The 12,084-nt window shown below is 74.4% G+C and carries 9 protein-coding genes; 6 read left to right on the top strand and 3 right to left on the bottom strand.

Annotated elements, in window-relative coordinates; genetic code table 11:
- The first annotated feature begins 58 nt into the window (after positions 1 to 58).
- The 4 genes from secD to J1G43_RS10520 all read left to right on the top strand — a co-directional run bounded on the left by secD (position 59) and on the right by J1G43_RS10520 (position 5,964).
- Positions 59 to 1,792: a protein translocase subunit SecD gene (gene secD, locus J1G43_RS10535; RefSeq protein ID WP_207371474.1), complete on the top strand. Its 1,734-nt coding sequence runs from the start codon at positions 59 to 61 to the stop codon at positions 1,790 to 1,792.
- Entirely contained in the window at positions 1,792 to 2,880 is a 1,089-nt protein-coding gene (gene secF / locus J1G43_RS10530) for a protein translocase subunit SecF (RefSeq protein WP_207341988.1), read from the top strand. Before secD ends, secF begins: the two co-directional genes overlap by 1 nt.
- Positions 2,877 to 3,455: an adenine phosphoribosyltransferase gene (locus tag J1G43_RS10525; RefSeq protein WP_207341987.1), complete on the top strand. Its 579-nt coding sequence runs from the start codon at positions 2,877 to 2,879 to the stop codon at positions 3,453 to 3,455. Before secF ends, J1G43_RS10525 begins: the two co-directional genes overlap by 4 nt.
- 112 nt (positions 3,456 to 3,567) lie before the next feature.
- Entirely contained in the window at positions 3,568 to 5,964 is a 2,397-nt protein-coding gene (locus J1G43_RS10520; protein WP_207341986.1) for a bifunctional (p)ppGpp synthetase/guanosine-3',5'-bis(diphosphate) 3'-pyrophosphohydrolase, read from the top strand.
- Positions 5,965 to 6,000: 36 nt separating this feature from the next.
- Here the strand turns inward: J1G43_RS10520 and J1G43_RS10515 are convergent, their stop codons facing one another.
- From J1G43_RS10515 to J1G43_RS10505, 3 genes are all read right to left on the bottom strand, one after another.
- Complete coding sequence (locus J1G43_RS10515) at positions 6,001 to 6,723, bottom strand: hypothetical protein (RefSeq protein ID WP_207378410.1); 723 nt, start codon at positions 6,721 to 6,723, stop codon at positions 6,001 to 6,003.
- Between the two features lie 73 nt (positions 6,724 to 6,796).
- On the bottom strand, positions 6,797 to 8,749 hold the full coding sequence (locus tag J1G43_RS10510; RefSeq protein WP_374191795.1) for a DUF349 domain-containing protein: 1,953 nt from the start codon (positions 8,747 to 8,749) through the stop codon (positions 6,797 to 6,799).
- Positions 8,746 to 9,516, bottom strand: coding sequence for a peptidylprolyl isomerase (locus J1G43_RS10505; protein WP_207341984.1), 771 nt, complete (start codon positions 9,514 to 9,516; stop codon positions 8,746 to 8,748). The genes J1G43_RS10510 and J1G43_RS10505 overlap by 4 nt, the downstream gene beginning before the upstream one ends.
- A 225-nt stretch (positions 9,517 to 9,741) precedes the next feature.
- Between J1G43_RS10505 and J1G43_RS10500 the strand changes: the two genes are divergently transcribed.
- Positions 9,742 to 10,464: an MBL fold metallo-hydrolase gene (locus J1G43_RS10500; RefSeq protein WP_207371477.1), complete on the top strand. Its 723-nt coding sequence runs from the start codon at positions 9,742 to 9,744 to the stop codon at positions 10,462 to 10,464.
- A gap of 73 nt (positions 10,465 to 10,537) precedes the next feature.
- Positions 10,538 to 11,914 carry a histidine--tRNA ligase gene (hisS, locus tag J1G43_RS10495; RefSeq protein ID WP_207371478.1) on the top strand — a complete coding sequence of 459 codons (1,377 nt, stop codon included), beginning with the start codon at positions 10,538 to 10,540 and terminating at the stop codon, positions 11,912 to 11,914.
- Positions 11,915 to 12,084 lie beyond the last annotated feature (170 nt).

Here is a 12,084-nt window from a genome sequence, read left to right as displayed (position 1 = left end):
AAGAACTCCGTTGGCCCCTCCTCCCCGCCGCCGTGAACGGCCGGTCCGTACGCTCGTCATGCTCGGGCTGCTGGTCGTCGCGCTGTTCGCGTCGATCCTCGCCGGCACCCGCTGGAGCGACGCGTCCCTGACGCCGAACCTCGCGCTCGACCTCGAGGGCGGGACGCAGATCATCCTCGAGCCCGTGCCCGAGGCCAAGGGCGACGTCACCTCCGAGACGATCAACCAGGCGATCGCGGTCATCCGCCAGCGCGTCGACGCCTCCGGCGTCGCCGAGGCTGAGATCACCAGCCAGGGTGGCGACAAGATCGTCGTCGCGCTGCCGGGCCGTCCCGACAAGGAGACCCTCGACCTGGTCCGCACCTCGGCGCAGATGGAGTTCCGTCCGGTCCTCGTGATGGGGGCCCCTGCGGCGACGCCGCAGGACCCCGCGGCGTCCCCGCCGGCCCAGCCGACCAAGGAGTCCCCGGACGGGCCGAGCGACATCGCGTACTACGTGACGCCCGAGGTGCAGCAGGAGTTCGACGCCCTCGACTGCACGCTGCCCGAGAACCGGGCCGGTGGCGCCCCCGGCGACCCCGACACCGCGTTCGTCGCGTGCGACCAGGAGGGCCTGGCCAAGTACATCCTCGGCCCGGTCGAGATCCCCGGTGCGGACATCAAGAGCGCGACGTCCGGCATGGGGACGACCTCCACGGGTGCCTCCACGGGCCAGTGGGTCGTCAACCTGGAGTTCACCGGCGCCGGCACCCCGAAGTTCACCGAGGTCACGACGCGCCTGGCGAGCCAGACCCCGCCGCTCAACCAGTTCGCGGTGGTGCTCGACGCGCTGGTGATCTCCGCCCCGTCGGTCAACGAGGTCATCCCCAACGGCCAGGCGCAGATCTCCGGGTCGTTCGACCGCGAGTCCGCGGCGACGCTGGCGAACCAGCTGAACTTCGGTTCGCTGCCCATCAGCTTCACGGTCCAGAGCGAGCAGCAGATCTCCGCGACGCTCGGCTCCGAGCAGCTCCAGAAGGGCCTTCTCGCGGGTGTCTTCGGGCTGCTGCTGGTCGTCGTGTACTCCCTCTTCCAGTACCGCGCGCTGGGCCTGGTGACGGTCGCCTCGCTGCTCGTGGCGGCACTCGTGACCTACGGGGTCATCACGCTGCTGTCCTGGCTGCAGGGCTACCGCCTGTCGCTGCCCGGTGTCGCCGGCCTCATCGTGGCGATCGGCATCACGGCCGACTCGTTCATCGTGTACTTCGAGCGCATCCGGGACGAACTGCGGGACGGCCGGGCCCTGGGTGCCGCGATCGAGAAGGGCTGGGAGCGGGCGCGTCGCACGATCCTGGCGTCCGACGCGGTGAACTTCACCGCCGCGATCGTGCTGTACCTGCTCGCGGTCGGCGGGGTGCGCGGGTTCGCGTTCACCCTGGGTCTGACGACCCTGGTCGACCTGCTGGTCGTCTTCCTCTTCACGCACCCGTTGATGATCCTGCTGGGCCGCACCCGGTTCTTCTCCGAGGGGCACCCCGCCTCCGGGCTCGACCCGCGCCGCCTCGGCGTCGACGTGCTGCGGTACGGCGGCCGCGGCCGCGTGGTCACGCCGGGCCAGCGCACGGCGGGTGCACCGGCCCCCGAGTCCGCACGCGAGCCGGTCTCCGTCGGCAGCGGTGGCGGCCTGACCATTGCCGAGCGCCGCGCCGCGGCCCGTGCCGCGCAGTCGGCTGCGGCACCACCGCCGGACGCACCGCCCGCGTCCGGGACCGACGAGCCCGCCGCCGAGCGCGCCGAGGGGAGCGACCGCTGATGGCCACGGGATTCGCCCAGTGGGGCAACGACCTCTACACGGGCCGCCGCTCGTACGACATCGTCGGCAAGCGGCGCAGGTGGTACGCCATCTCGCTCGTGCTCGTCCTCATCTCCGCGGTGCTGCTCGTCAAGCCGGGCCTCAACCCCGGCATCGAGTTCCGCGGCGGCTCGGAGTTCATGGTCTCGGGTGTGCCCACCGACGACCAGCAGCTCGCGGTCGACACGGTGCAGGCCGTCTCGCCCGAGGAGGCCCCGCGCGTCACGACGGTCGGCGGCAGCTCGCTGCGCATCCAGACGGCCGAGCTCACCAACGAGCAGGTCGAGGAGGTCAAGAACGGTCTCGCCGAGGCCTTCGACGTCGGCCAGGACCAGATCACCAGCGCCTACATCGGCCCCTCGTGGGGGCAGGACGTCTCGCAGAAGGCCGTGACCGGTCTGCTCGTCTTCCTGCTGTTCGTGTCGCTGGTCATGACGGTGTACTTCCGCAACTGGCGGATGGCGGCGGCGGCGATCATCGCCCTGTTCCACGACCTCATCATCACCGTCGGGATCTACGCGGCCATCGGCTGGGAGGTCACCCCGGCCACCGTCATCGGGTTCCTCACGATCCTCGGGTACTCGATCTACGACACGGTCGTCGTGTTCGACAAGGTCCGGGAGAACACCGCGGACACGCTGGAGCAGACGCGCTTCACGTACGCCGAGCGGGCCAACCTGGCCGTCAACCAGACCCTCGTCCGGTCGATCAACACCTCGGTCGTCGCGCTCCTGCCGGTCGCGTCGATCCTCGTGATCGGTGCGTTCGTCCTGGGGGCCGGGACACTGCGGGACATCGCCCTGGCGCTGTTCGTCGGCATGTTCGTCGGGACGTTCTCGTCGATCTTCATCGCCACGCCGCTCGAGGTCACGCTGCGGGAGCGCGAGCCGCGGATCCGTGAGCACACCGCCAAGGTCCTGGCGGCGCGCGCGGGTAGCGACGGCGCGCAGGGCGAGGGCCTCACCGCCGGTGCGGTGCACGCGGCCGCGGCCCTGCGGCCGGGCGGCCACCTGGGCCAGGGCGCGCAGCCCCGGCGCAAGGGCCGATGAGCCCGCAGCCCGACGGGCCGGTCACGGTGCCCGGCCCGTCGGACCAGCGGGCCGCGCTGGCCGGTCGGATCGACGCGCTGATGCGCACCGTGCCGGACTACCCGGAGCCCGGGGTCCTGTTCCGCGACATCATGCCGCTGCTGGCGGACGCCGGCGCCTTCGCCGAGGTGGTCGGGGCGCTGGCCGCCGACGCGCCGGGGCCGATCGACCTCGTGGCGGGCATGGAGGCGCGCGGGTTCCTGCTGGCCGCGCCGGTGGCGACCGCCCTGGGTGCCGGTGTCGTCCCCGTCCGCAAGGCAGGCAAGCTGCCCGGACCCGTCGCGTCGCAGACGTACGCGCTCGAGTACGGGACCGCCGCGGTCGAGGTGCAGCCGTTCACCATTCCCGACGGTGCGCGCGTGCTCGTCGTCGACGACGTCCTGGCGACCGGCGGCACGGCGGCAGCCACCGTCGAGCTGCTGGAGTCCTGCGGTGCCACCGTCGTGGGGCTGAGCTTCCTCGTGGAGCTCGAGGCGCTGGGCGGGCGTGCGCAGCTGCCGGGACGCTTCGTCGACGCGCTGCTGACCATCGCCTGACCGTGCGCCCCGCCGGCGGGGCGCACGCACCGGTGCGGGGCGTGTGCGCCGGGCGGGGCCGCACGCGTCGCGGCCGTAGAATCGAGCGATCACGGAAAGGGGGTGCGGGCGGATGTCGGAGAAGGTCGGAGCAGGGGCCGAGCCGGTGAGCGCGCCCGTCCCCGCTGCGCCCGGACCGGCCGTGCCCTCCGGGCCCGCGGTCACGACGCCGGGCGCCGGCACGCCCGAGGTGGACGCCGTGCCGGGGTCGACCGGTCGGGTCCGTGCCCGTCTCGCCCGGCTATCGGGGCGGTCGGCCTCCGCGCACCCCGCGCTCGAGCCGGTGCTGCAGGCCTTGCGCACCAACCACCCCAAGGCCGACCTGTCGGTAATCGAGCAGGCCTACGTGGTGGCGGAGCACGCCCACCGCGGCCAGCTGCGCAAGAGCGGCGACCCGTACATCACGCACCCCGTCGCCGTCGCGACGATCCTCGCCGACCTCGGCATGACCCCGTCGACGATCGTGGCGGCGCTGCTGCACGACACCGTCGAGGACACCGACTACTCCCTGGACCAGCTGCGGCACGACTTCGGTCCCGAGGTCGCGATGCTGGTCGACGGCGTGACCAAGCTCGACAAGGTCGCCTACGGCGACGCCGCCCAGGCGGAGACGGTCCGCAAGATGGTCGTCGCGATGTCGCGCGACATCCGGGTGCTCGTCATCAAGCTGGCGGACCGGCTGCACAACGCCCGCACCTGGAAGTTCGTGTCCGCGGCGTCGGCCGAGAAGAAGGCGCGCGAGACCCTCGAGATCTACGCGCCGCTCGCGCACCGGCTCGGCATGAACACCATCAAGTGGGAGCTCGAGGACCTGTCGTTCGCGACGCTCTACCCCAAGGTGTACGACGAGATCGTGCACCTGGTCGCGGAGCGCGCCCCCGCCCGCGAGGAGTACCTGGCCACGGTCCGCGACCAGGTCGGCGCCGACCTGCGGACCGCACGGATCAAGGCGACGGTGACGGGCCGGCCGAAGCACTACTACTCGATCTACCAGAAGATGATCGTGCGCGGCCGCGAGTTCGCGGACATCTACGACCTGGTGGGCGTGCGCGTCCTCGTCGACACGGTCCGCGACTGCTACGCGGCGCTCGGTGCGCTGCACGCGCGGTGGAACCCGGTGCCCGGCCGGTTCAAGGACTACATCGCGATGCCCAAGTTCAACCTGTACCAGTCGCTGCACACCACGGTGATCGGTCCCGGGGGCAAGCCGGTCGAGATCCAGATCCGCACGCACGACATGCACCGGCGCGCGGAGTACGGCGTCGCGGCCCACTGGAAGTACAAGGAGACCGCCAAGAGCGGCGGGCCGCAGGACGCCGCCGGCAACGACATGACGTGGCTGCGTCAGCTGGTCGACTGGCAGCGGGAGACGGCCGACCCCACGGAGTTCCTCGACCTGCTGCGCGACGAGATCGCCGGCGCCGAGGTGTACGTGTTCACCCCCAAGGGCGACGTCCAGGCGCTGCCCGCGGGCTCCACGCCCGTCGACTTCGCCTACGCGGTGCACACCGAGGTCGGTCACCGGACGATGGGCGCGCGGGTCAACGGTCGTCTCGTCCCGCTCGACTCCACGCTGGAGAACGGTGACGTCGTCGAGGTCTTCACGTCGAAGTCCGAGACGGCGGGGCCCAGCCGCGACTGGCTCGCGTTCGTCAAGAGCCCCCGCGCGCGCAACAAGATCCGCCAGTGGTTCACCAAGGAGCGCCGCGAGGAGGCGATCGAGCAGGGCAAGGACGCCATCGCCAAGGCGATGCGCAAGCAGAACCTGCCGATCCAGCGGCTCATGTCGCACGAGGCCCTCGTCGCGCTGGCGCACGAGATGCGCTTCGCGGACGTCTCGGCGCTGTACGCGGCGGTCGGCGAGGGGCAGGCCTCGGCCACGTCCGTGGTGCAGCGGCTCGTGCACTCGCTGGGGGGCGAGCCGGCCCAGGAGGAGGACCTCGCCGAGGCGGCGCGGCCCGGGTCGACCGCGCGGCGCGTGCGCACGGGCGACCCCGGTGTGGTCGTCAAGGGCGTCGAGGACGTGTGGGTCAAGCTCGCCAAGTGCTGCACGCCCGTGCCGGGTGACGAGATCATCGGGTTCGTCACGCGGGGCGCGGGCGTCTCGGTGCACCGCACGGACTGCCTCAACGTCGAGGGCCTGCGGCGCCAGCCGGAGCGCATCGTCGAGGTGGAGTGGACGCACACCAGCTCGCAGCTGTTCCTCGTGCAGATCCAGGTCGAGGCGCTCGACCGCAGCCGGCTGCTGTCGGACGTCACGCGCGTGCTGTCCGACCACCACGTGAACATCCTGTCGGCGTCGGTGTCGACGTCCCGCGACCGGGTCGCGCTGTCGCGCTTCGTGTTCGAGATGGCCGAGCCGTCGCACCTCGCGTCGGTGCTGGCCGCGGTGCGCAAGGTCGAGGGCGTCTTCGACGTGTACCGGGTGACCGGGTCGCGTGGCGCCGAGGAGCCGGCCATCCGCGCCTGACGTCCGGGTCGGTCCCGGGCGCCGCGGCGCCGCGTGTCAGACGAGCCGCAGGGTGCGCCGTGCGCGCCGGACCCCGCGCCCTCCGGCGTGCTGCTCGAGCCGGCGCAGCGCGTCGGCCGGGTCCAGGCCCACCGGCGGCAGCCGGCGCAGCACGCGCAGCGCGTCCTCGGTCGGCAACCACCGCGCGACGTCCACCGCGGTCCGCAGCACGGTGGTGACGCGCACCCCGCCGAGGTCCACGACGTCGGCTTCCGTGAGGTCGGCCTCGGCCGTCGTGCGGCTCGGATGGGGGTCCGGGCGCCGCGCCCCGGACCGCACGAGCACCGTGACGCGGTCGGGCGGGCTGCCTCCCGCGTGCACCCACGCGGCCGCCTCACGGCCGACCGTGCCGCGCTGCGGCACGAGCGCGGCGAACGCCGCCGCGCGCACGGCGGGGTCCACCGCGTGGTCGACCACTGTGCCGTCGAACGCTGTGCCGTCGACCACTGTGCCGTCGAACGCTGTGCCGGCCACCGCTGTGCCGCCGACCGCTGCGTCGTCGGACGCGCTGCTGTCGGACGCGCTGCCGCCGGACGCGTTGCGGTCGACGACGCGTGCGGTGTCCCGCCACAGCGGCGCGAGCACGCCGTCGAGGTGCAGCCCCGTCCACGCGGAGGCCGGGAGCTCGGCGCGGCGCACGACGAGCGGGACCGACGGGGGAGCGCCAGGCCGCAGCCTGCGCAGCGCCGCGGGGCCCGGGACGTCGAGCGGAGAGGTCACGGACGCCAGGATGCCCGCCCCCGCCCTCTGCCGGGGGCGCGGACGGGCATCCTGTGGACGGACGGGTGGTGCGTCAGCCGCGAGCGTCCTGCGCCGCGCGCTGGACCTGCTCCAGCCACGCGCGTCGGGCGTCGAGCGCCGCCTGAGCCTCGCGCACGCGGCGCTCGTCGCCCGCGGCGCGCGCGGCGTCGAGGTCCGCCTCGAGCCCGGCGATCGCCTGCTCCAGCTGTGCCGCAGCGCCCTCGGCCCGCGCGCGGGTCTCGGGGTTGCCGCGACGCCACTGCGCGGAGTCCGCGTCGCGGATCGCGCTCTCGACGGCGCGCAGCCGGCCCTCGACACGCTGCAGGTCGGCGCGCGGCACCTTGCCGGCGGCGTCCCAGCGGTCCTGGATGGAGCGCAGGGCCGCCTTGGCGGCGCCGAGGTCACGGATGGGCAGGAGGGCCTCCGCCTCGACGAGCAGCGCCTCCTTCACCTCCAGGTTCGCCCGGAACTCGGCGTCGACGGCCTCGTTCGCAGCGTCCCGCGCGGCGAAGAACGCGTCCTGGGCGGTCCGGAACCGGGCCCACAGTGCGTCGTCGACCTGGCGGTTGGCGCGGCCCGCGGCCTTCCAGCGCGTCATGAGGTCGCGGAACGCGGCGGACGTGCCGCCCCAGTCGGTGCTCGACGCGAGGCGCTCGGCCTCGGCGACCAGCTGCTCCTTGACGCCCTTCGCCTCGGCGTTGCGCGCCTCGAGCTCGGCGAAGAAGTGCCGTCGCTCGCGGTCGAACGTGGTCCGTGCGTGGCTGAACCGCTTCCAGAGCGACTCCTCCGTAGGGCGGTCGATGCGCGGCCCGGAGCGCTGGGCGTCCTTCCACTGGTCCAGCAGGGAGCGCAGCTGCTCACCGGCGGGACGCCACTGGATGCGTGCGGGGTCGGTCGCGGCGATCTTCTCGGCCTGCTCGACGATCTGCGTGCGGGCCGCGACCGCGGCCTCGCGTGCAGCGGCGCGCTCGGCGTCGGCCTGGGCGCGGCGCTCGGCGGCGCGTGCGCGCAGCCCTTCCAGACGTGCCCGCAGGCCGTCGAGGTCGCCGACGGCGGCGGGCTCGGCGAGCTCCTCGGTGAGGCGCGCGAGCGTCTGGTCGATCTCCTTGACGGACAGGTCCGTCGCGGACAGCCGGGCGTCGAACAGCGCGACCTTGGCCTGCAGGTCCAGGAACCGGCGCACGTACAGCGCGAGGGCCTCCGGCGCGCTCGCGCCGGGGAACTGCCCGACGACGCGCTCGCCCGCGGCCTCGACCACGTGCACCGTGCCGTCCTCGTCCACCCGGCCGAAGGTCGCGGCCCGCGCGGCCTCGGCCTCCTCGTCCGGCGTGGGGACCGGGACGGCCGGTGTGGCAGGTGCGGCGGGACCGCCGGGGCGCGGCGGCCGCGGGCCGGGACGCATCGCCGCGGGCGTCGGCCGCGGACGCTGACCCGGCCGGGCGCCGGGGGCGGGGACCCCACCCGGCGCAGGCGTGGCGGACTGGTCGGACGCGGGCTGCTCGGACGCGGCGTCCCCCACCTCGGCCTCGGCCGGCGCGGTCTCGTCGGCCGGTGCGGTCTCGTCGGCCGGTGCGGTCTCGTCGGCCGGTGCGGTCTCGTCGGCCGGTGCGGTCTCCTCGGCCGGCGCGGTCTCGTCGACCGGTGCGGTCTCCTCGGCCGGCGCGGTCTCGTCGGCCGGTGCGTCCTCGGCGGGTGCGGCCTCCTCGGCGGGTGCGGCCTCCTCGGCCGGAGCCGGTGGCGCCTCGTCCGCGGCGGTGCCGGGCTCGGCGTCCGTCACGACGCCCTCGGTGCCGTCGGTCGCCGGGGCGCCGGCCTCGGCCTGCGGCTCATGAGTGACGTCCTGCACGGCGTCGTCCGTCGGCTCGTCCGGCGTGGCGGTGCTGTCCTCGGTCGCCGGCTCGTCCACCGGTGCCTCGGGCGTGGCCTCGACGGCCGTCGGGTCGCCCGCGAGGGGGGGAGCCTGCTCGGCGTCGTCCGCGGACGGCGTCGTCGGGTGCTCGGTCACTGGATCTCCACTCCCTCGATGGTGACGTCGGAGACCGGACGTTCGGAGCCGTCCTGGGTCCCCGCGTCAGCGATGGCCTGCACCACGTCCAGACCGGACGTGATGTGGCCGAACACGGTGTAGCCACCCGCCGCGTCGGACGGGATCTGCGAGTCCTCGTAGACGAGGAAGAACTGGGAGCCCATCGACTCGGCGTCGCCGCCGACGCGGGCCATCGCGATGGTGCCGGCGGGGTACACGTCGTCGGCGGGGGCGTTCTCCACCGGGCCCCACGAGTACCCGGGGTCGCCCATGCCGGTGGCTGTCGGGTCGCCGCACTGCAGCACGTGGATGCCCTGCGTCACGAGCCGGTGGCACAGCGTGCCGTCGAAGTACCCCTCGTCGGCGAGGGTCACGAAGTTCGCGACGGCCTGCGGCGCCGCCGCGCCGTCGAGCTCGACGCCGATCTCACCGGCGGACGTGCTCAGCGTGCCGGTCCAGGTGCGCGCCTCGGCCAGCGCCGGGTCGGGCGCGACGCCGCCGTTGCCCGTCCGTGCGGGGAAGGTCGCGGCGGCGGACGGCGCGTCCTGCGGTCCGGCCGACGGCGGAGCGTCGTCGCGCGTCAGGCCGACGATCGCCACAGCCCCCAGGCCGAGCGCGAGGGCGCCGACCACGCCGCCGGCCACCACGCGGGCGCGCTTCTGGCGCGCACGCTGCGCCTCGAGCATGCGCGCGTGCCTCTTCTCCTGCCGACGGCGCTCCTGCTCGCGCTCGCGCTTCGAAGACACCGCTCTCCTCAGTCTCGTCGTGCCGCCGGCACGTGCGCGTCGCCGCTGCACCGCTGCCGTCCCACGTGCCGCCGCCGCAGACGCGCCGGACCCCGGGACAGTCTAGGCAAGCCCGGGCAGTCGTCGCGCACGCTGACCACGGCGTGGCCCCGGTCCCGTGCGCCCCGACGTCCGTCGCCGGCGCCGGTGCAGCACGCGTCCGGGTGCTCGTCTAGCGTGCGGGACATGCAGATCCTCACGGTGGTCGCGCCCGTCTTCGCGGCGCGGTGCTCGGTCCTCGTCGCCCCGGACGGCGACTGCGCCGTCGTCGACCCCGGCGCCGGCACGGCGGAGCAGGTGCGCGAGCTCGTCGCCCGCCACGCGCTGCGGCCCCGCGGCGTGCTGCTCACGCACGGGCACGCGGACCACACGTGGGACGCGGCGGCGTTGTCCGCCGCGTTCGACGTGCCCGTGCTGCTGCACGCCGGGGACGTGCACCGGCTGGCGGACCCGTTCGGCACGCTCGGGGTCCTCGACCCGCGCCACGACCCGCGTGGCCCCCTCGCCCAGGCGCTGCGCGCCGTCGGCGTCGAGCCCGCCGCGTGGCAGCAGCCGCAGCAGGTCCAGCCGTTCGGTCGCGCGGGCGTGGGCCGGACGGGTGACGTCGACCTCGACCTCGGCGGGGTCCGGGTCGTCGCCCGGCACGCCCCCGGGCACACCGAGGGCTCCACGCTCTACCTCGTCGACGCGGGGGAGGTCGAACCCGTCGTCCTGTCCGGCGACGTGCTGTTCGCCGGCGGCATCGGTCGCACCGACCTGCCGGGCGGCGACGACGACGCGATGCTCGCGACCCTGCGCGACGTGGTGGCGGCCCTGCCACGCGGGTCCCGTGTGCTGCCGGGCCACGGCCCCGCCACCGACGTGGCGACCGAGCTGGCGACCAACCCGTACCTGCCGCGTCGGGGCTGAGCCGCCGGGACGGCGCGGCCCACGTCCCGGAAGGGTGCGGGACCGGGCGTCGCGTTCTGGGATCATCGTGCCCATGGCGCGACCCACACCCCTGTCCGGATTCCCCGAGTGGCTGCCCGACGGGCGCATCGTCGAGCAGCACGTCCTCGACGTCCTGCGCCGCACGTTCGAGCTGCACGGCTTCGCGGGGATCGAGACGCGGGCCGTCGAGCCGCTCGACCAGCTGCTGCGCAAGGGAGAGACCTCCAAGGAGGTCTACGTGCTGCGGCGCCTGCAGGAGGACCCGGACGCGGCGCCCGAGCGCGCGGGCCAGCTGGGCCTGCACTTCGACCTCACCGTGCCGTTCGCGCGGTACGTGCTGGAGAACGCCGGGCACCTGGCCTTCCCGTTCCGCCGCTACCAGATCCAGAAGGTGTGGCGTGGCGAGCGGCCCCAGGACGGGCGGTTCCGCGAGTTCGTGCAGGCCGACATCGACGTCGTCGGCGCCGGTGCGCTGCCCTACCACTACGAGGTCGAGCTCCCGCTGGTCATGGCGGACGCCCTCGGTGCGCTGCGCGACCTGGGCGTGCCGCCGGTGCGGATCCTCGTGAACAACCGCAAGGTCGCCGAGGGCTTCTACCGCGGCCTGGGTCTCGACGACGTCGAGGCCGTGCTCCGCGGCATCGACAAGCTCGACAAGGTGGGCCCGGAGGCGGTCGCGGCGCTGCTCGTCGACGAGGCCGGCGCCACGCCCGCGCAGGCCGACGCCTGCCTGGAGCTCGCCGCGATCAGCGGCGACGACGCCTCCGTCGTCGAGCGGGTGCGCGAGCTCGCGACCCGGCACGGGGCGTCGAGCGACCTGCTGGAGGAAGGGCTCGGCGAGCTCGGCGCACTCGTCGCCGCCGCGGCCGAGCGCGCGCCCGGGGTGGTCGTGGCCGACCTGAGGATCGCCCGCGGCCTGGACTACTACACCGGCTCGGTCTACGAGACCGTGCTGGTCGGGCACGAGGACCTGGGGTCCATCTGCTCCGGTGGCCGGTACGACACGCTCGCGTCGGACGGCAACCAGACCTACCCGGGCGTCGGTCTGTCGATCGGCGTGTCCCGGCTGGTGTCCCGGCTGCTGTCCGCCGGCCTCGTGCGCGCGACGCGCTCGGTGCCGACCGCGGTCCTCGTCGCGGTCACGTCGGAGGAGCTGCGCTCGCGGTCCGACGCGGTCGCCGCCGCGCTGCGGGCGCGGGGCATCCCCGTCGAGGTGGCGCCGAGCGCCGCCAAGTTCGGCAAGCAGATCAAGCACGCCGACCGCCGCGGCATCCCCTTCGTGTGGTTCGTCGGCGACCCGGCCGACGACGGCGCACCCGCGCAGGACGAGGTGAAGGACATCCGCTCGGGCGAGCAGGTCCCCGCCGACGCCGCGACGTGGGCGCCGCCGGCGGACGACGTGCGTCCGCGCGTCGTCGCGGCCGGCTGACGCACGGCCGGCTGCCGCACGGCCGGCTGCCGCACGACCGGCTGCCGCACGACCGGCTGCCGCACGACCGGCTGCCGCACGACCGGCTGCCGCACGACCGGCTGCCGCACGACCGGCTGTCGCGCGGGCGGCTGACCCTCTCGACACGTGGTCGAACGTGTGTTCGAATG

The organism is Cellulomonas sp. zg-ZUI22, assembly GCF_017353535.1.
Lineage (GTDB): Bacteria > Actinomycetota > Actinomycetes > Actinomycetales > Cellulomonadaceae > Cellulomonas > Cellulomonas wangleii.
This window is presented reverse-complemented; position numbering and strand designations above follow the sequence as displayed.